This is a genomic window from Pedobacter steynii, assembly GCF_900103665.1.
Taxonomy (GTDB): Bacteria; Bacteroidota; Bacteroidia; order Sphingobacteriales; family Sphingobacteriaceae; genus Pedobacter; species Pedobacter steynii.
Genome location: NZ_FNGY01000007.1, coordinates 424,045 through 444,058, shown reverse-complemented (window position 1 = coordinate 444,058; position 20,014 = coordinate 424,045). Strand labels below are relative to the sequence as shown.

14 protein-coding genes are annotated in these 20,014 nt (G+C 43.6%); 10 read left to right on the top strand and 4 right to left on the bottom strand.

Annotation, left to right across the window (positions count from 1 at the left end; translation table 11 throughout):
• Positions 1–28: 28 nt before the first annotated feature.
• From BLQ87_RS21015 to BLQ87_RS20980, 8 genes are all read left to right on the top strand, one after another.
• Positions 29–697 (top strand): superoxide dismutase, encoded by a 669-nt coding sequence (locus BLQ87_RS21015; RefSeq protein WP_074610641.1) that lies wholly within the window; start codon positions 29–31, stop codon positions 695–697.
• A gap of 375 nt (positions 698–1,072) precedes the next feature.
• The gene (locus BLQ87_RS21010; RefSeq protein ID WP_074610639.1) at positions 1,073–4,141 is read left to right on the top strand and encodes a SusC/RagA family TonB-linked outer membrane protein; all 3,069 of its coding nucleotides are present in this window, start codon (positions 1,073–1,075) and stop codon (positions 4,139–4,141) included.
• 23 nt (positions 4,142–4,164) lie between these two features.
• A complete protein-coding gene (locus BLQ87_RS21005; RefSeq protein WP_074610862.1) occupies positions 4,165–5,790 on the top strand; it encodes a RagB/SusD family nutrient uptake outer membrane protein in 1,626 nt (541 codons plus the stop codon).
• Positions 5,791–5,924: 134 nt separating this feature from the next.
• Positions 5,925–6,941, top strand: coding sequence for a GntR family transcriptional regulator (locus BLQ87_RS21000; protein WP_074610637.1), 1,017 nt, complete (start codon positions 5,925–5,927; stop codon positions 6,939–6,941).
• A 202-nt stretch (positions 6,942–7,143) separates the two neighbouring features.
• A complete protein-coding gene (locus BLQ87_RS20995) occupies positions 7,144–8,322 on the top strand; it encodes a glycoside hydrolase family 27 protein (RefSeq protein WP_074610635.1) in 1,179 nt (392 codons plus the stop codon).
• 184 nt (positions 8,323–8,506) lie between these two features.
• On the top strand, positions 8,507–10,573 hold the full coding sequence (locus tag BLQ87_RS20990; RefSeq protein ID WP_143010510.1) for a glucosidase family protein: 2,067 nt from the start codon (positions 8,507–8,509) through the stop codon (positions 10,571–10,573).
• 144 nt (positions 10,574–10,717) lie between these two features.
• On the top strand, positions 10,718–13,117 hold the full coding sequence (locus BLQ87_RS20985; protein WP_074610633.1) for a TonB-dependent receptor: 2,400 nt from the start codon (positions 10,718–10,720) through the stop codon (positions 13,115–13,117).
• The gene (locus BLQ87_RS20980; RefSeq protein WP_074610632.1) at positions 13,117–14,340 is read left to right on the top strand and encodes a PepSY-associated TM helix domain-containing protein; all 1,224 of its coding nucleotides are present in this window, start codon (positions 13,117–13,119) and stop codon (positions 14,338–14,340) included. Before BLQ87_RS20985 ends, BLQ87_RS20980 begins: the two co-directional genes overlap by 1 nt.
• A gap of 76 nt (positions 14,341–14,416) precedes the next feature.
• On the opposite strand, the gene BLQ87_RS20975 is transcribed toward BLQ87_RS20980, so the two are convergent.
• Complete coding sequence (locus BLQ87_RS20975) at positions 14,417–15,262, bottom strand: CvfB family protein (protein WP_074610630.1); 846 nt, start codon at positions 15,260–15,262, stop codon at positions 14,417–14,419.
• A gap of 84 nt (positions 15,263–15,346) precedes the next feature.
• On the opposite strand from BLQ87_RS20975, the gene BLQ87_RS20970 reads away from it, so the two are divergent.
• Both BLQ87_RS20970 and BLQ87_RS20965 read left to right on the top strand, forming a co-directional pair.
• Positions 15,347–15,979 carry an ABC transporter ATP-binding protein gene (locus tag BLQ87_RS20970; protein WP_172664920.1) on the top strand — a complete coding sequence of 211 codons (633 nt, stop codon included), beginning with the start codon at positions 15,347–15,349 and terminating at the stop codon, positions 15,977–15,979.
• Positions 15,973–17,064, top strand: a complete 1,092-nt coding sequence (locus BLQ87_RS20965; protein WP_074610628.1) for a hypothetical protein — start codon at positions 15,973–15,975, stop codon at positions 17,062–17,064. The genes BLQ87_RS20970 and BLQ87_RS20965 overlap by 7 nt, the downstream gene beginning before the upstream one ends.
• 22 nt (positions 17,065–17,086) lie before the next feature.
• On the opposite strand, the gene BLQ87_RS20960 is transcribed toward BLQ87_RS20965, so the two are convergent.
• Genes BLQ87_RS20960 through BLQ87_RS20950 form a run of 3 tightly spaced genes read right to left on the bottom strand, consistent with a single transcriptional unit; the run spans position 17,087 to position 20,010 of the window.
• Positions 17,087–18,133, bottom strand: coding sequence for a HesA/MoeB/ThiF family protein (locus tag BLQ87_RS20960; protein ID WP_074610626.1), 1,047 nt, complete (start codon positions 18,131–18,133; stop codon positions 17,087–17,089).
• Between the two features lie 4 nt (positions 18,134–18,137).
• A complete protein-coding gene (gene thiH, locus BLQ87_RS20955) occupies positions 18,138–19,250 on the bottom strand; it encodes a 2-iminoacetate synthase ThiH (protein ID WP_074610624.1) in 1,113 nt (370 codons plus the stop codon).
• On the bottom strand, positions 19,240–20,010 hold the full coding sequence (locus BLQ87_RS20950) for a thiazole synthase (RefSeq protein ID WP_074610623.1): 771 nt from the start codon (positions 20,008–20,010) through the stop codon (positions 19,240–19,242). The genes thiH and BLQ87_RS20950 overlap by 11 nt, the downstream gene beginning before the upstream one ends.
• Positions 20,011–20,014 lie beyond the last annotated feature (4 nt).

Sequence of the window (20,014 nt, the reverse complement as noted above, 5' to 3'; positions counted from 1 at the left end):
GTTCTATTATTACAAATTATATCATCAAATGAAACTATTAAAAAGCTTTTTGCCCATTACTGTATTGTTGCTGAGCACACAGGTGCTGAGCGCGCAATTTAAATTGCCGACACTTCCATATGCTACCAATGCATTGGAACCTGCTATCGATAAACAAACGATGGAAATTCATCATGGTAAACACCATGCTGCTTATGTCAATAACCTGAATGCGGCTTTGAAAGGAGCTTCCGCTGAAGGAAAATCGCTTGCAGACCTGCTTGCGCAGGTTTCTAAGTATCCTGCTGTAATTAGAAACAATGCAGGTGGACATTTTAATCATAGCCTGTTTTGGCTGGTCATGACGCCTAAGCCGAAAGCTGTTTCTCCGACGTTTTTGAAAGAAATTAATGGTGCTTTTGGTACTATGGATAAGTTTAAAGCCGCTTTCGCAGATTCTGCAGCAAAAAGATTTGGCTCAGGATGGGCATGGCTGATTGTTCAGAATGGAAAATTGAAAATTACAACTACAGGGAATCAGGACAATCCTTTGATGGATGTAGTGGCGGAGAAAGGGAAGCCAATTCTTGCACTGGATGTTTGGGAACATGCTTATTATTTGAAATATCAGAATAAACGCCCGGATTATATTAGTGCATGGTGGACTGTCGTGAACTGGGCTGAAGTGGAGAGAAGGTTTAATGAAGTGAAAAAGTAAGCATATCTGTTCGCAGACTGAAATCCATGCCCTGAAAAAGGGCAGGTATTTCCAGGCCTGCTCACAGAACGCATACTTTTTCTTGCGCCAAACCTGGAGGGCGTATATGGGAGAACGTATAGGGCAGGGTGTGTATGGAGCACGTGTATAAATTTTTAACATTTTAAGCGAAAATATTTAGAGCTGTATCATTTAGATACGGCTTTTTTTATGCGCTGATTACAAGGTTATTGGGGCTTCCTGAAATAAAATTTGGGAAGTGTAAAAATGTTTATATGTTTGTGTTAAACTAGAACAGTATAGAATAGTACTGTACTGTAAGTTTAACCACAATATCAACCAGAATATAAACCAAACCAACTAATCAAAATGCGTATGAAATTAAAAATGACCCTTAAAGTATTAATGCTATGCGCTGTATCTGGAGGACAGGTGGGGATGAGCAATTTCGTTCATGCCCAGTCTGTGCTGAAGACAACAGAGCGGGTAACAGGGAAAGTAACGGACGAAACAGGTGGGGGCCTGCCAGGAGTTTCAGTTACAGTTAAAGGAACAGGGACTGCTGTTTCTTCTGATGGATCAGGAAATTACAGCATCAATGTTTCCGGGAAAGGGGTGCTGGTATTTTCATTTACGGGGTATACGACCAGGGAGGTTGTTGTAAATGGAGGTTCAAAAGTCAATGTCCAGCTCCAGGTGGATCAAAAAGTATTGGAGGAGATCGTTGTAGTGGGCTATGGTGTACAGAAAAAGGTAACGGTAACCGGTTCTGTGGCTACCTTGAAGGGGGATGTTTTGAGACAAAATCCGGCGGCGAATTTAAGCAATGCCATTGCAGGACGTATTCCAGGGGTGATCGCCTCTAACCGTTCGGGAGAACCGGGGAATGATTTTTCTACTTTGCTGATTCGGGGTAAGGGGACGTTGAACGACAATAGTCCGCTGATCGTGATTGATGGAGTAGCCAACAGAGGGGCATTTGAAAGGATCAATCCTGAAGATGTAGAAAGCATTACTGTTCTGAAGGATGCTTCTGCGGCGATTTATGGTGCCCAGGCAGCCAATGGTGTGATCCTGATCACGACCAAAAGAGGGAAAATCGGGAAGCCAACGATTGCTTATACCGGGAGTTATGGCTTTACCCAACCTACACAATTGCCGAAACTGGTGGATGCCGGACAGTATGCGACTTATATCAATGAGGTGAATGACCGCCTCAAGCAACCGCATCAGTATTCCGATGCAGATGTACAGAAGTATAAAGATGGAACTGACCCATTGAATTTTCCCAATACAGATTGGTACGATGCGGTGCTGAAGGATTTTTCTCCACAGTCGCGCCATGCCATCAGTTTGAGTGGTGGAAGCGAAAAGATTGACCATTTTATTTCCGGAGAGTACTTAAATCAGGATGGGATCTTTCATAAATCTGCTACGAAATACAAACAATACAACCTGCGTTCCAATATCAGCTCTCAGATTAGTGATGATTTGAAAGTGTCGCTGAATGTTTCAGGAAGAATCGAGGACAGGCGTTATTCTAATTATAGCAGCGGGACAATTTTTGCAGAGGTACTTTCTGCGTATCCGACTTTACCGGCCTATTATCCAAATGGCCTTCCCGGACCCGGGCTTGCCGGTGGACGTAACCCGGTTTTGATGGCTTCCGGAGCGACTGGTTATAACAAAACAAAGGATTATTCCCTGCTTTCCGATGCCTCTTTTAACCTGAAATTGCCATATATTACTCAGGGTTTATACCTTTCAGGACTCGCGGCTTTTGATTTCCGCTTTCGCCAGGGTAAACGGTTGTACGACAACTGGGATGCCTTCCGTTATAATAAAAACACGCAGGAATATGTGAACCTGAGGGATACGGAAGGGCCGATCAACCTGAATGAAGATTTTAGAAATTATCAACTGTCGACTTATAACCTGAAGCTGGGGTATGATAGGAGCTTTGGCAGACATCAGGTAACGGCTTTCGTTGCCTATGAACAAAGCGAAAACTATGATGAAGGAATCAGTGCCTACCGTACAGGTTACCTAAGCAGCAAGATTGACCAGATATTTATAGGTGGAGATAAAGACAAAAATAATGGCAGTGTAGCTTCGCAATCTGCCCGCAGGAATTTCTTTGGCCGTTTCACCTACAGCTATAAGGAGCGCTATATGGCAGAGGTTATTTTACGTCATGATGGCTCCTTTAACTTCCCTAAAGGCAAACAATGGGGTACTTTTCCGGGACTTTCCCTGGGATGGAGGATCTCTGAAGAAGATTTCTTTAAACAGAATGTCAGCTTTGTAAACCAGCTGAAACTGAAGGCTTCATGGGGTAAACTTGGGAACGATAAAATCGCTCCTTATCAGAATTTACAACAGTATAACCTGGATGGAGGCTTTTACTTTGGGCCGGATGCGGAGAAACAGCAAGGCTTATCAGCAGGAGTGGCACCCAATCCGGGAGTGACCTGGGAGGTGGCCAATAATACGAATGTTGGGATAGAATCTTCTTTCTTTAATGGCGATTTGAACTTCAATGCAGACTATTTTATTTCTAAACGTAACCGCATCCTCATTGCGCGGAATGCCTCCGTTCCTTCAAGTACAGGGCTGACAGGTAAATTGCCGGTAGAAAATATTGGAAAAGTAGACAACAGGGGATTTGAGCTGGAACTGATGTACAGACATGCCATCAATAAGGACTTATCTTATCAGCTTGGCGGAAATTATACCTTTACGAAAAACAAAGTCGTGTTTATGGATGAGGCCGCCAATGTACCCGAATGGCAAAAAATCCAGGGACATTCCATGGATTCCTGGCTGGTATATCAGGCGGATGGAATCTACAAAACACAGGCAGAGATCGACAATTCTGTGCATTTGGCAAACACAAAGCCCGGAGATATTCGCTATAAGGATACCAACGGAGATCAAAAGATCACTTCCGACGACAGGATTCGCATCTTTGAAAGTCCAACGCCCAGCAGCGTATTCGCCTTTACAGCCGGATTTCAATACAAAGGAATTGGATTGGATGTCCTTTTCCAGGGTCAGGGGAAAGCCCGTCAGTTGATTTTACCGCAACAAGGCAATGCCATCACACCTCCGGTTTGGTTGTTTGAAGACCGTTGGAGTGTCAATAATCCCGGAGGAAAATACCCAGCCTCATTTGACCGTAATGACGCGATAAATAATCGTTATTCTGACTTCTGGTTACGCAATGCGGCATTTCTAAGACTTAAAAATGTAGAGGTCTCTTATACTTTTCCTAAAGCGCTGACTTCCAGATTAAGTCTGCAGCACCTGCGCGTTTTTCTGAATGGCAGTAACCTGTTCGTATTGAGTAAAATTAAGGACTATGACCCTGAACTCAATGCAGTAACCGGCAGTTATTACCCGCAAACCAGAATTGTGAGCGCCGGAATCAATATCTCTCTTTAATCCTAAATGAAACAATAATGAAGATGAAAACTATATCTATATGCTTTTTGGGCTTATTGCTTTTAACGAACCTGAATTCCTGTAAAAAGGATTTTCTGGATAGAAAGCCCCTGGATTCCTATTCCGAGCTGGATGTCTGGACAGATCTGAACCTGGTACAGACCTTTATCAACTCCAAATACCGCGCTTTACCCCATTTTTACAACTGGGGAGCTGCCGCAAACGGCCCGGGGTTATCCGCCGCATCCGATGAAGGATATTCTAAATTTAACTATGAAAGTGTCTTTTTATGGAATAAAGGCGAAATAAGTCCGGATAACCTTTCTATGGACAGCTGGACTCCGGATTATGGATTTATCCGGGATTGTAACTCCTTTTTCGAAAAGATAGGAGCAGTGAAAGGGGATGAGGGAATCAAAAAAAGGATGACCGGCGAAATGAAGTTTATCAGGGCCTGGTGTTACTTTAACCTCATTTCCCGCTATGGTGGTGTGCCACTGATCACTAAAGTCTATAACCTTTCCGATACGGATTTCCTGGCGGCAAGAAATACTTACGCCGAATGTTTGGCTTTTGTCGTAAAGGAACTCGATGAAGCGATTCCCATGTTGCCAGACAGTTACAGTGGCAAAGACCTTGGCCGTGCAACAAAAGGAGCAGTTTTAGCCTTGAAATCCAGAGCTTTATTGTACGCCGCAAGTGCCTTGAACAACCCATCTAACGACCGGGCGAAATGGCAGGCAGCAGCTGATGCCACCAAAGCCATGCTGGATGCACCCGGCTTTGGCCTATACACCGGATCAGACTATAAACAACTGTTTTTAGAGAAGTTTAACCGCGAAATCATCATGTCTTACGGCATGAATGGCACGGATTGGGAGTCTTCGCTTGATGTCATGATTGCGCCAAATGGATACCATGGATGGTCTGTATATGCACCTTCCCAGAACCTCGTGGATGATTTTGAAATGAAAAACGGAAAGATGATCAGTGATCCGGCATCAGGATATGATCCTGCTAATCCTTATTTAAACAGAGATCCACGTTTCAATGCGACGATTCTTTACAATGGAACGCCTTTCAGAGGACGGAATGCCGAATACTTTAAAGGTGGACTGGACAGTCCGCAAAGTCCTGTAGAAGATTGGAATGCCAGTCTGACGGGATACAACTGGCGTAAATATGCCGATGAATCACATGATATGGATGCAACGGGCAGCACACAAAATTGGGTCATCTTTCGCTTGGCAGAAGTCTATTTGAACTATGCAGAAGCACAGTACGAACTTGGAAATGAACCGGAAGCAAGGAACTATCTGAACCTTGTTCGCAGCAGACCTTCCGTAAATATGCCTCCTGTTACTGCCGGATCTACCGCGCTTCGGGATGCCATCAGACACGAACGGGAAATTGAATTGTGCTTTGAAGGACACCGTTTTTATGATGTACGCAGGTGGAAAATTGCAGCAATTACAGAGAATAAGGCAATTAGGGGAGTGAACATTACTAAAAACCAGAATGGTTCCTTTAGTTACGCTTACTTTGATTTGCAGCCACGTAAATTCCTGGAAGCCCATTATTTGTTTCCTATTCCTAAATATGAAACACAAAAAAATAAATTGCTAACCCAGAATCCTGGCTATCAATAGGAAGGTTCATCACCTAAAAAAATAGATATACTGAAGAAAAACCGTACAGTGTACAAATGCTGTACGGTTTTTAATAATTGGAATGTTAAATTTGTTTTCCAGACCTACATCAGGCCGGCAATTAGAAAAGATATATGAGGAATGTTTTTGAGAAAATACAAGAATTGGAAGTAATTCCGGGTTATTCTAAACACGAGCAATTGGTTCAGGGCTTTATTAACTCAATTGACAGCAAGATCCTCGTGAAAGGAGATCAGCTTCCTTCTGTAAATGTCATGATCAGGGAAACCGGATTTGCCCGGGAAACCATTGTGAAAGGCTATAAGGAGCTGATTGAGCGTGGAATTATAGAATCTAAAAGAGGAATGGGCTATTATATCTCTAATGTAGATACCGGTCAGCCTTTAAAGGTTGCTTTGGTCTTATACGCCTTTGATTCCATTCAGGAGACTTTTTACAATGCCTTTAGAGACCTTCTCGTGCCAAACGTTCATATCGACGTCTTTTTTCATCACCAGAATATTGATACTTTTGAAAGCATCATCAATAACATCAGCGGAAAATATGGAATCTATGTCGTAACGCCGATGCCTCATCCCAAAACAGCAAAGATCTTAAAGCTGCTTCCACTTCAAAAAATGCTGATGATTGACCGTTTTGAGTCCATGCAGGGGGATTTTTCCTACCTCAGTCAGGAATTTGAGGAATCCAGTTACCAGGTGTTTGTCGAATTGCTGGATACGATCAGAAAATTTGATGAAATGGTCTTCTTTTCCAGGCCCAATTCAGACCTGCCGATTGAAATCATGAAGGCCTTTAAAAGGTTTGTGAAGGATTATGACATCAAATATCAGGTGAAAAAGGAATATCTGCCAGGTTCAGTTGAGCAGGGGAAAGTCTATTTTATTTGTAACGACAGGCAGTTGTGGATGATGCTTAAAGATTGTGAAAATCAAGGCATTACCCTAGGTAAGGAAGTCGGTATTTTATCTCAGGATGATGATCCCATTAAGGAAATCATTTGTGGTGGCATTACGACTTACTCCACGGATTTTAACCTGATGGCGCAGAAAGCTGCACAATTTGTCATTGGTCAGGAAAGGATCCAAGAGGTAATTCCTACTGTACTCAAGAGGCGGAAATCTCTTTAACAATTTCATTTTTCAGTTAACGACCAGTAATGGCGCAGGCTATTGCACAGGCAATGTTATGCGTAAAAAATGGGTTTATGATCGCTTCCTAACCATTAAACGAAACTACATACCAATGAAACCATCATGAGCTTACAGATCGCGCAACGAGATGAATATCAAGATTATGGTTCCTTTATAACCGCTAAATATATATATTCTGATGAAAAAAATATTATTTTTGATACTGAGCTTTACAGGTTTAGTCCTGCATGCTCAGAAATTTGAGAACCTGGCAAACACACCACCAATGGGTTGGAACAGCTGGAATAAGTTCGAATGTAAAATCAACGAACAGATCATAAGAGAAGTGGCCGATGCAATGGCCAGTAATGGGATGAAAGCCGCAGGTTACGAGTATATTGTGGTGGACGACTGCTGGCAAATCGGCCGGGATAGTGCTGGCAATATCCTCGCAGATCCCGAACGTTTTCCTTCAGGAATGAAGAGTCTTGGCGATTATATCCACTCTAAAGGACTGAAATTCGGTATTTATTCAGATGCCGGAACCGCTACCTGTCAGGGGAGACCCGGAAGCAGAGGTTATGAATTTCAGGACGCAAGAACCTATGCGAAATGGGGTGCAGATTTCCTGAAATATGATTGGTGTAACCATGGCAAACAGAGCGCAGAGGCCTCTTATACCTTAATGAGAGACGCCATTTATAAAGCCGGGCGGCCAATGGTCTTAAGCATTTGTGAATGGGGGACAAATAAGCCCTGGGAATGGGCTAAAAATATTGGGCACCTTTGGAGAACAACCGAAGATATCATCAATTGTTTCGACTGTAAAAATAACTGGGGAGGCTTGGGAGTATTACAAATCATTGACCTTCATACAGATATCAGCGATTTTTCCGGACCCGGTCATTGGAATGATCCGGATATGCTGGAAGTAGGGAATGGTGTGCTTACACAAAACGAGGAAAGGCTTCATTTTAGCATGTGGGCCATGTTTTCTGCCCCATTGATCGCCGGGAACGACATTAGAACGATGTCGGACGAAACCCTGAAAATGTTGACCAATAAAGAAGTTATCGCCGTTGATCAGGATAAACTCGGGATCTCCGCCATCAGATGGATGAAGTATGGAGACCTTGAAATCTGGTTTAAACCATTGGCAGAAGGCGATTATGCCTTTTGTTTTATCAACCGTGGAGATAAAGAAATTCAGCTCAATCAGGACCTCAAAGCAACGATCAGAAAGTTTAAAATTGACGGATCCTATCAGGTCAGGGATCTTTGGAAACACAAAAATATAGGCAGTACACAGGAAAATATCAAGGGTAAAATCGCTGCACATGACGCGCTGATGTTCAGACTGATAAAGAAGCAGTCTTGATTTTAACACATTGAAATGAGGAAACGATCATCAGCGTACTGCATATCAAACAGGAATGCTGATGATCGCTTCATAACCTTTAAAAGACATATGCTGATGAAACCGTCATAAGCATACCGCTTACAAAAAGCAATGAATATGCTTATGATCGCTTCATAACCGATAAAAATCAAATTATACTCCAATGAAAATTAAATTGAAGCTGTTGAGGATCTGTCTAGTCCTATTGGTCCTGATGACCATCCGAAACCTGGTTTTTGCCCAACAATTGAACCTGCCTGTTCAGGCAGACCGCTGGAAGATCGGGAAGGATGGCAGCATCTTTTGGAAGATTATAGACCGTTTGCCCCATACTGATCATATTGAAATGAGCGGACAGAAAGTTTCTTTATGGCTGCAATACGAAGTAGATACAGAAAAAAGGCTTCATTTGAAGCGTACTGTGGTATTTCCAACCTTTAGAATGAAGCCCAACGATACCCATTCCAGTCTGATGCAGACGATCAGGGACGAGGAACTTCCACAGATTTTTGTAGATGGAAAACCGATGAAAGAGGAACTCTTTAACGGCCATCAACTTAAAGTTTTTCCAAATGTCCTGACGGGAATCCGTCTCGATGGAAGGATGGAGGTTTACAGTAAAGTGGGCGAAAAAGGGCTTGTTACCTTGAAAAGAACATTATTTCCTTCGATCGCAGAAGCGATGGCCGTAGAACAGCTCGTCTTTGTAAATCAAGGTGTTAAGCCGGTCCGGATTTCAATGGACCATCAGTTTCGGGACATTCTGATCGATACTTCCAGAAGTTACCTGAAGCCACACCACCTTATCCTCCGCTCCGCTACAAGTGGAAAACAACTGGTTAAACCTGGCGATTCCATCAGCTTTTCCATCACTTATCAGGCCGCTGCCAATGCAGTAGCAGCAGTTGATGTTGATATGCTTGCGGAAGAATCAAACAGAAAGACCCGCATCGGAGAAATCTCCCAAAAATTACAGCTGATCACTCCGGAACCCATTTTAAATACTGCTTTTGCCTTTGCTAAGCTCAGGGCGACAGAGAGTATCTTTAACACTAAAGGGGGCCTGATGCACGGTCCCGGCGGTCTTTCTTATTACGCCGCTATCTGGGCAAATGACCAGGCAGAGTATGTAAATCCCTTTTTTGCATTTTTAGGTGATGACCTGGGGAATAAATCGGCTATGAATTCGTACCGCATGTTTGCCGCCTATATGAACCCTGAATACAAGCCCATTCCAAGCTCCATCATCGCAGAAGGAGATGGTTTTTGGAACGGGGCAGGCGATCGTGGTGATCAGGCAATGATTGCATACGGAGCTTCCAGATATGCCCTTGCGAACGGAAACATCGACTCCGCACGTGTATTGTGGCCTTTAATTGAATGGTGCCTGGAATATTCCAGACGAAAGCTGAATAAAGATGGGGTAGTGGCATCTAAAAGCGATGAGCTGGAAGGAAGATTTCCTGCCGGAGACGCCAACCTATCAACCAGCTGTTTATATTATGATGCTTTAATCTCGGCTGCGGAACTTGCTCCTTTGCTCAATAAAGGTGCAAAAATGGAACAGACTTACCGGAAACAGGCGGCAGCACTGAGGCTTGCGATAAGTCGGTATTTTTCTGCCAATGTGGAAGGATTCAATACCTACAGGTATTATAAAGGCAATGAGGTGCTTCGTTCCTGGATCTGTATGCCGCTTACTGTCGGGATTGAAGACCGGAAAGAAGGCACCATCAAGGCATTGTTCTCCTCCCGTTTATTTACCCAGGACGGCCTCTTGACCCAGTCCGGAGATAAAACCTTTTGGGACCGGGCCACTTTATACGCCTTAAGGGGGATTCTCTCTGCCGGAGAAACGGAACAAGCCATGGCTTACCTCAGGTATTATTCCAGAAGGCGCTTGCTCGGTGAACACGTTCCATACCCTGTAGAAGCCTTTCCGGAAGGCGGACAACGACATTTATCCGCAGAAAGCGGTCTGTATTGCCGGGTTTTTACCGAAGGTTTGTTCGGGATTCGTCCTGTAGGTTTTGATCGGTTTAATTGTACCCCAAGATTGCCGGAAGGCTGGGATAAGATGGCTTTGCGCAATATTCACTCTTTTGGAAGTACTTTCGATATCGAGATCTCCAGAGTCGGCAGGAACTATATGCGGATCAATATCAAAAAAGAGGGGAAAGTCAAACAATACCTCCTTAAAAACGGAAGTACAAAGCTCATTAAAGTCTAGGTACACTATTGCTTTTGTCCTGCTGCGCTGAGCTTCGGGACAAAAGCAATACGCTAAAAGGTTTTTTAAAATATTATTAGGAAGCTAAGGGACATTTAGCTTTCTTTGCGTTTTATTTATAATTAATCTTAATAAGTTTAGTGTATGCAAAAATATTTACTGAATCTTTTATTTTTTCTCTTACTCAGCTCCGGTGTATTTGCGCAGCAAACCGGCAGTATTAAAGGACGGATCACTACGGCGGATGGAAATGTAGCCAGCAATATCTCCGTGAAACTGGCCGGTACCTCACTTGGTGTGATCACTAACGAAGATGGTGAATACCACATCCGAAAAGTTCCTGTGGGAGCACATACCATAGTTGTTTCAGGAGTTGGGCTCCTTACAAAAGAAAAACAAATCAAAGTAACCGGCAAGTCAACCGTTATTGTCGATTTTTCCCTGAAAGAGAATTCGTCTCAGCTGGATGATGTTCAGATATCAGGTCATAAAAAGAAATTTAAAGTAGATAAAGTCTCTTCTTCATTGCGTTTACAAACGCCATTGCTGGAATTGCCACAAAATATCCGCGTAGTGACCAACCAGCTCATGGCTGATCAGGTGGCTTTTGACATCGTAGACGGTGTGACGAGGAATGTCAGCGGTGCGCTAAGGGTAGGGCATTGGGATGCGCAATATGCTAACATTTTTATGCGTGGTACCAGCATTCCCGCTTTTCGTAATGGTATGAATATGAAGACCCCATGGGGGCCCCTCGCAGATGATATCGCCACAATAGACCGTATTGAATTTGTGAAAGGCCCGGCTAGTTTTATGATGGCTATGGGCGAACCCGGAGGAATATACAATATCGTCACCAAGAAGCCTACCGGTCAGAACAATAGTGCCGTGAGTGTCGGTGCAGGCGGTTATAACCTTGCCCGTGCTGCGGTAGATCTGGATACGAAGCTCAGTTCAGATGGTAAATTGTTGTTCCGCCTGAATGCTGCAGCACAGACAAAAGGTAGTTTTAATAAATACAATTACAATGATAAATATGTGATTGCACCTGTGATCAGTTACCAGATCGACAGCAATACTAAATTTACGGCGGAATACACCCATCAGCATGTAGAAGCACAGGCGTTGGGAAACTACGGTTTTTCTAAAAAGGGATTTGGAGATGTTCCGCCAAGTTTTTTCCTGGGCGACCCGGCATTGGATCCCCAAAAGCTAAATGACCATAACATTACCCTTTACCTAAATCATAAATTAAACAAAGACTGGACTTTCAATGCACAGCTGGGTTATCTGAATTACGGATTGAAGGGCGGATCTGTCTGGCTTTCTTCTTTGGATGATGCAGGAAACATGAGAAGATATTACAATATCGGTGATGAACTGGCCATTAATAAGAATGCACAGCTTAGCCTGCTCGGAGAATTGAAAACCGGACAGGTGGTACACCGGATTTTAGCAGGACTGGATATGGGTAACCTGAAGACCTGGGGTGATTTTTCCAGCTCCGGAACGGCTGATCTTCAACTGGCGGGGAATGCGCCATTTAATATTTACAACCCTGTTTATGGAATACCTGCGGCAAATATCCCGGTGCTTGACAGGTCAAGGAGCATACAGGTCCGTTCAGGATCTAATGTATATGCAACCAACCTGACTTATACCGGAGTTTATCTTCAGGATGAGCTTCGCTTTTTAGAAGAAAAGTTACGCCTGACACTTGCAGGCAGATTTACCCATGCGGTTACTGTTGGAAAAACAAATGCCTTACAGATCTCTGATAATGTGTTTTCCCCAAGAGTTGGTTTGAGTTATTCTATCACTAAAGACATGTCTGTTTACACCCTGTACGATCAAAGTTTTCTTCCTCAATCAGGTGCTGATAAAGAAGGAAATGTATTTAAGCCGGTCAGAGGAAACAATATGGAGATCGGAATCAAAAAAGATTGGTTTGATGGAAAATGGAATACCTCCGTTACCGCGTTCAGAATCGTTAAGGAGAATGTGTTAACGCAGGATCCAAGATATCCGAACGATCCGCAGAACTGGAGAGTACAGCTGGGTCAAATCCAGTCTAAAGGTTTGGAGTTTGATGTAGTGGGAGAGGTAGTTGAAGGTTTAAACGTGACTTTAAATTATGCCTACACCGATCCTAAAGTAACTAAAGACGAGTCGGTGATCAAGAACCTTAAAGGAACTTATGTAGCCAATGCGGCGAAGCATATTTCCAATGGATGGTTGTCTTACAGCTTTAAAAAACAGGGTGCATTGTTGAATGGTTTCGGATTGTCCGGTGGTTATCAGTACCAAGCAAAACGTGTTGCCGGAAGTGGATTTACGAAGTCAAATCTTCCCGATTACATCCGTTTTGATGCTGGTCTTTCTTATTCAAAAGGAAAGTTCAATATTTCTGCTGTTGTCAATAACCTGCTTGACCGTAAGTTGTTTACTCAGGGAACTGCAGCTGCAACTCCGGCAGGATACTATACCTGGATTTATGATATGCCAAGAAATGCAAGGATCACGGCTACCTATAAATTTAAATAATGAATTTTAAGAAAATCAATGCATTCTTACACTTATGGCTCGGACTTGGTTCGGGCCTTATTGTGTTCATAGTCAGCATTACCGGTTGTATTTATGTATTTGAAAAAGAGATCAGAAGCTTATATGAGCCCTGGCAATATGTAAAACCTCAACAGGAAGCTTTCCTGCTTCCTACACAGCTGACCGGTCTGGCTACCGCGCAAATGGGGGGCCTAAAGCCCAATTCTATTCGTTACGGACAAAAAGATGAAGCGGTTACCGTCAGCAATTTTAACCGGAAAAAGGGGATTAGTGTGGTGGTTTTTATGAACCCATACACCGGGGAACTGATTCATACGGAAAAGAAAAACAGGAAAAGCAATCCCGATTTCTTCCGTTTTATTTTAAACGGACACCGCGCTTTGTGGCTTCCTTATCCTATTGGAAGGCCTATTGTAGGTGCTGCAGTGCTGATTTTTGTCCTTTTACTGAGCTCTGGTATCATCTTATGGTGGCCAAAGAAATGGATCAAATCTATTCGTGATAAAAGCTTTAAAATTAAGTGGAATGCCAGTTTTAAGCGGAAAAATTACGACCTGCACAATGTACTCGGCTTTTATACCTTTCTTTTCTTGTTAATGATATCCCTGACCGGACTCGTTTACAGTTATAAATGGTATAGTAAATCTCTGTATTGGCTCAGCTCCGGAGGTAAATCTATGAAGGAGTTTAAGCGGGCACTTTCGGACACTACCGCAACAGGAACTTTTAAACCAACAGATGTAGATCGCCTTTACAGCAGGATTGTCGCCTCAGATCAGACGGAAAATATCCTGGTTTCATTACCCGAAAAACCATCAGATGCCATTGGTTTTGTAGTTTACCTGAAGGCGGGAACATTGTATAAAACCAACCGTTATAACTTTGACCAGCTGAGCCTAAAGCCCATTACAGATGGTTCTCCATTTTCAGGAAGATATGACGATGCCAGTGCTGCAGACAAGCTCAGGCGGATGAACTATGACCTGCACATTGGTGTGATATTGGGTATTCCCACAAAGATTCTTGCCTTTCTGGCCAGTTTAATCTCTGCCAGTTTACCGGTCACCGGATGTATAATTTGGTACAACAGGAAGTTTAAAAAGAAGAAAAAGACCGCAAAGGTGCCATTAACGGGATCAAAGAAAATAGCCGACCCTCCTGTAACAAAGGAAAAACAGGAAGAAAAGGAGCTTGTACACTAAAATAAAAAGCCGGAAGCAGTTTTATCTGCTTCCGGCTTTTTAATGACAAGGACCTTAAGCAAGGTCTTATGCGCCATTAATCTGCTTCGTTATCTACGAAAAGTTTGATTTCATAATCAGAGATCGTGATCAGTCTGTCTTTATATAATCCGCCAATTACCTTTTTAAAGGCACTTTTGCTGATCTTAAAGCGTTCGTATATCTCATCTGGCCGGCTTTTATCGCCAAGAGCGATCACACCACCACATTCTTTTAATTCGTCGAGTATGGCATCTTTGTTTTCCAGGATATGGCCATAACCCATTGGCTGAAGGCTCAAATCGATTTTTCCTTCTACACGGATCTTTTTGATCCATCCTTTTCTGAATTCTCCCGGATTTAATTGGTCAAAGAGCTCATTTGTATATAGCAAGCCAATGTATTTATTGTCTACAATGGCATTGTAACCTAAGTCAGAACGATCCACGATCAGTAAACTCACCTCATCACCTTCTTCAAGGTCAATGTCTTGATCTTCAACGTAATTCGTTAAACGGGAAGAAGCAACCATACGGTCGTTACTTTCATCAAGGTATACATAAACCACGTGGCTTTCCCCTTTAAACATCGGGCGTTTTTGCTCACGCTGAGGAACATAGATGTCTTTGTCCAGGCCCAGATCCATAAATGCACCATCTTCTCCATCATCAACAACCGTCAGGTAGGCAAAATCTCCTACACAGGCAAGAGGTCTTTTTGTCGTCCCCATTAGTCTGCCATCTTTGTGCATATAAACGAAAACATTGATATTCTCTCCAATTTCGATGTTTTTAGGCACATCTACATATGGGAGCAGCACTTCTTTTTCGCCTTCGGTAAGTATGAGGCCGTTTTCGGTTTTATTTATAATTCTGAGATCGTTATATCTTCCTATTTCTATCATGTTCTTGCAGGCATTTTTGCAAAGGTAGCGATATCATCAGTAACATATCGATGCGCTGTGTATCTAAATGTAAAAATATACCGGGTGATCAGCTTAGATTTAGAGAATATAGAGAAGAAATACGGAGATCATACCATCCTTTCTTTTGAGAAATGGCGCCTGGATTCAGGTATTTACTGGATTAAAGGGGGAAATGGGACCGGAAAAACCACACTTTTCAGGGTGATCTCCGGACAAACGTCATTCAAAGGGGAGCTCAGTTTAAATCAAATCAGCCTGAAAAAAGAACCTGTTGCTTATCGGGCAATGATCAGTTATGCCGAAGCTGAGCCTCAATATCCCTCATTTATTACCGGAAACGAACTGTTAAACTACCATATTGCGGTAAGAAAAGCAGATCGCCTGGCGGCTGAGGACATCATTGAGCAGTTCGGGATGACCGCCTTTATGAACAATAAGATCGGGGGATATTCCAGTGGGATGCTCAAAAAACTCTCTCTTATTTGTGCTTTTACAGGTGATATTCAGTTGTATATCCTCGATGAGCCCTTGATTACCATAGATGCAGATTCCGCTCAGGTCCTTTATAGACTGATCAACAAGTACCGGGAGAAGGGGAGTAGCTTCCTGCTCTCTTCCCATCAGGAGCTGGAAGCTGGTCAGTTAACACTTAAAGCGACATTTCAAATTAAGGACAGGAAAATAGAAGCATGTTAAAGTTATTCCTAAAGACTTTAAGTAAAGCGTTTTACGCCTCACATGGCGGCTTATTCCTGTTTGCTTTCTACCTTTTGTTTGGAATTGTGGAGGCTTCACAGCTCATCAGCTATCATAAAACCCTGATGTTACTGATTTATTCTTCGCCGCTTATTCTTTTTCTGGTCTTTAGCTGCTGGGCCTTATATCTCCTGAAATGCCTGTTTTTCGTAAAGAAACAACTGAAACTGGAAAGTTATCGTTTTGTATTCCTCCTGGCGACCGCAACACGGAAAACCCAGTTTAAACTATGGCTGAAGCTGTATGCCGTATTATTTCTGCCAATCCTGTTATACGCCTTTCCCCTGATCTATATAGGCATGGTTTATGCTTATTATATCAGTGTTTGTGCGGTTCTCCTTTGTATTTTGACCTTATTGTTTGCCGTATCCGGATACATGTTCCGGATCATCAATTATAGCCATGTTCCAGCTGAGGTTTATTTAAAAACCTCCCTCCCCCGATGGAATAAGCCTTACTGGACATGGCCTTTTTATTACCTGCTGAAAGAGCAAACCTTGATGCTGGTTGGGAGTAAAGTCTTATCCTTCGCCCTTTTTAATGCCGTAATGTGGGTATTCGCCGATGTGTCCGGAGATATTCGTGTAGCGCTGATCGGGATTTTGGCAGCAGTACTTGCCCACAGTATGCTCATTCATGCGCTCTTAAAAAACGAGGTCGACCGCCTTTCTTTTGTCCGAAGCCTGCCCATCACATTAAGCTCCAGGATGGGGCAACGCATCTTTGTGCTCCTGTTGCTCTTTGTTCCCGAGATCATTTTCTATATACACAGAACAGGATATCAACCCCTGCATATTGGCTATGGCCTGCTGTTTGGTTTATCCGGTTTAATGGGATTGCAATTGATGTTGTATCAGGTAAAACTCGACCAGGACCAATACCTGAAATGGCTACTCGGCTTCTTTTTTGTCAGCATGTTTATCGTCCTGGCACATTACTACCTGCTTTATAGCCTGCTGATTTTACTGGGTTATCTCTTGTACTTTTCTTTCTTTTACGACAAAAAAGACCTGCGGGAAATTTAAAGCCTGTTGTTGAATGTAAAGTTTAGGTATTTTGAGATAATAAGCTGATTATAAATAATTCCTCTTCCCTTTTTTTGCTGATTATTTTGACGGCCATTCTACTTTTTGCTCCTGAAGTACAGCATAAAACAAGCTTGCTATGGAAGGGGATGCTGTCTATTTTATCCTTCAGATCATAAAGAGAAATGTTTGTTCCTCCGATGTTGTGTTCTTCGAATTCGTAAGCTTCCCGCACGTCGATCAGCAGGAACGGTTCTGCCTTTTCTTTCCATTCCTCCAGTTCCCTGATGCCGATTTCCTGATAGGCAGCTGCCTTGGTTTTTACCGGGCTTGCATTTTCTTGTTCCGGATTTTCCGGTTGAATGTTAAAAATCTGCATGTCATAATTTAAAGCATTCAATATAAGTAGTTTTCCGGAGAGCGGTACGCCAAACCCACAAACAATTTTTATGACCTCGTTGGCCATGATGCTTCCGACCATACCCGGTAGAGGGCCAAGAACACCACTTTCACCACAATTTGGCACCTCGTCTGCTGCCGGAGCTTCAGGATAACAAGAGCGGTAATCCGGTCCTCCCTGATGATTAAATACAGAGACCTGTCCCTCAAACTGAAATATAGAACCAAAAACCAGGGTTTTCTTCAGCGCAACGCAGCAATCGTTGACCAGGTAACGCGTAGGGAAGTTATCAGATCCATCGACCACCATGTCGTAACCCAAAATGATTTCTATGGCATTTTTGGCGTTCAGATGATGGGGATAGGCCTGTATTTCTACCAGCGGATTGCGCAGGTTTAGCTGTGTTGCGGCGGCCTGGGCCTTGTTCTTTCCCAGGTCACTATACTGGTAAAGCACCTGTCTGTGCAGGTTACTTTCCTCCACTACATCGCCATCAATCACCCCAATTTTTCCTATTCCTGCTCCCGTAAGGTAGGAGAGGAGGGGGCAGCCGAGTCCGCCGGCACCAATGACCAGTATTGAGGCTTTTCTTAGCTTTTCCTGCCCCTCAATGCCCATTTCTTCCAATATAATCTGACGATCGTATCGTTTAAGTTCCTGATTGTTCATGTTTTTACTTCGTTAAGTTCATGTCCCAGTCCTTCCATACTGCTTCATATCCTTGCTGATGAATCATTGCTGCGATTTCCGGAGCGGTTCTTTCGTCTGAAATCTCAAACTGTTCCAGGGATTGCGGCTCTACAGCATAACCTCCAGGATTGGTTTTTGAGCCTGCACTGATCGAAGTAATGCCCATCTTAATGATGTTATTCCGGAAAGCGATGGATTCCCTCGTCGAGATCGACAATTCTATTTCTTCGTTAAACAGGCGGTACGCACAGATGAGTTGCACCAGTTCCCGGTCGTTCATCACCACTTTAGGTTCCAGTCCGCCGCTAAATGGCCGGAGTCTGGGAAAGGAAATGCTGTACTTGCTTTGCCAGTATTTCTTTTCCAGGTAGTTCAGGTGCAGGGCCGTAAAAAACGAATCTGTTCGCCAGTCTTCCAGGCCGATCAGTACACCGAGTCCCATTTTGTGGATGCCGGCCTGCCCGAGGCGGTCCGGCGTATCCAGACGGTACTGAAAGTTTGATTTTTTACCCTTAGGATGGTGTTTCTTATAATCTTCCTCATGATAGGTTTCCTGGTAAACCAATACCGTATTTAAACCATAAGGGGTCAGTTCCTGATAATCGGCAAGGTCAAGAGGCTGCACCTCCATAGAGATGTGCGCAAAATGTGGCCTGATCAGCTCCAGCACCTTTTTGAAATAGTCGGTATGGACGCTTTGATTCGCCTCACCCGTCACGAGGAGCACATGGTCATAGCCCATTTCTTTGATTACCGCAACTTCTGCCATGATTTCCATCGGAGATAAGGTCTTGCGTTTCACTTTGTTGTCGTAGCTGAAACCGCAATACGTGCAGATGTTGTTGCATTCGTTGGAGAGGTATAAAGGCACATACATCTGAATGGTGTTCCCGAACCGTTTTAAGGTGAGCTGCTGACTCAGCTGTGCCATTCTTTCCAGGTAAGGAGCCGCCGCAGGGGAGATCAGCGATTTAAAGTCCTCCAAAGTCCTTTTTGTCGCCATTAACGCCTGTTCTACATCTGCGCCTGTTTTGCCATAAATACTCCTGCTGGTCTCCTCCCAGCTATAGGTTTCAAAAATTTCGTTAAAGCTCATCGTCAAGAAATGCAGTTAAAGGGCTGCTGGCAACAGCATGTGAATAAATAGCACCTAATCTCGCCTCGTAAGCCATTCTGCCCGCCTCAACAGCGATTTTGAAGGCCTCTGCCATTTTTGTAGGGTTTCCGGATACCGCAATCGCAGTGTTTACCAATACCGCATCTGCGCCGATTTCCATCGCTTTTGCCGCATCAGAAGGCGAGCCGATTCCGGCATCAATGATCACCGGGACATTGCTTTGGCTGATGATGATCTCCAGGAAGTCTATGGTTTTCAGTCCTTTGTTGCTGCCTATAGGAGAGCCGAGCGGCATCACTGCTGCCGTTCCTGCGTCTTCCAGTCGTTTACACAAAACCGGGTCTGCATGAATATAAGGCAGGATGATGAAGCCTAACTTTGCCAGTTCTTCCGTTGCTTTAAGCGTTTCTATGGGATCTGGCATCAGGTATTTCGGGTCAGGATGGATTTCCAGTTTGATCCAGTTGGTTTCCAATGCCTCCCTGGCCATTTGGGCAGCAAAGACCGCTTCTTTTGCATTTCTAACACCAGATGTATTGGGTAAAAGGTTCAGGTGGGAGTGTTTGAGGTGTTTTAAAAGGTCATCCGCTGCATCGTTTAGGTCTACACGCTTCAGGGCAACCGTCACCAGTTCCGAGCCGGAGGCGAGTAATGCTGCTTCCATAGCTTCCGGAGAACTGAACTTTCCGGTGCCGGTAAACAGGCGTGAGCTGAATATTTTGTCTGCTATTTTTAACATTTTC

What these genes read in the sequence shown, in the direction of transcription:
- BLQ87_RS21015 (WP_074610641.1), top strand. Translation starts at nt 29, where the DNA reads ATGAAACTATTAAAAAGCTTTTTGCCCATTACTGTATTGTTGCTGAGC.
- BLQ87_RS21010 (WP_074610639.1), top strand. Translation starts at nt 1,073, where the DNA reads ATGAAATTAAAAATGACCCTTAAAGTATTAATGCTATGCGCTGTATCT.
- BLQ87_RS21005 (WP_074610862.1), top strand. Translation starts at nt 4,165, where the DNA reads ATGAAAACTATATCTATATGCTTTTTGGGCTTATTGCTTTTAACGAAC.
- BLQ87_RS21000 (WP_074610637.1), top strand. Translation starts at nt 5,925, where the DNA reads ATGAGGAATGTTTTTGAGAAAATACAAGAATTGGAAGTAATTCCGGGT.
- BLQ87_RS20995 (WP_074610635.1), top strand. Translation starts at nt 7,144, where the DNA reads ATGAAAAAAATATTATTTTTGATACTGAGCTTTACAGGTTTAGTCCTG.
- BLQ87_RS20990 (WP_143010510.1), top strand. Translation starts at nt 8,507, where the DNA reads ATGAAAATTAAATTGAAGCTGTTGAGGATCTGTCTAGTCCTATTGGTC.
- BLQ87_RS20985 (WP_074610633.1), top strand. Translation starts at nt 10,718, where the DNA reads ATGCAAAAATATTTACTGAATCTTTTATTTTTTCTCTTACTCAGCTCC.
- BLQ87_RS20980 (WP_074610632.1), top strand. Translation starts at nt 13,117, where the DNA reads ATGAATTTTAAGAAAATCAATGCATTCTTACACTTATGGCTCGGACTT.
- BLQ87_RS20975 (WP_074610630.1), bottom strand. Translation starts at nt 15,262, where the DNA reads ATGATAGAAATAGGAAGATATAACGATCTCAGAATTATAAATAAAACC.
- BLQ87_RS20965 (WP_074610628.1), top strand. Translation starts at nt 15,973, where the DNA reads ATGTTAAAGTTATTCCTAAAGACTTTAAGTAAAGCGTTTTACGCCTCA.
- BLQ87_RS20960 (WP_074610626.1), bottom strand. Translation starts at nt 18,133, where the DNA reads ATGAACAATCAGGAACTTAAACGATACGATCGTCAGATTATATTGGAA.
- thiH (WP_074610624.1), bottom strand. Translation starts at nt 19,250, where the DNA reads ATGAGCTTTAACGAAATTTTTGAAACCTATAGCTGGGAGGAGACCAGC.
- BLQ87_RS20950 (WP_074610623.1), bottom strand. Translation starts at nt 20,010, where the DNA reads ATGTTAAAAATAGCAGACAAAATATTCAGCTCACGCCTGTTTACCGGC.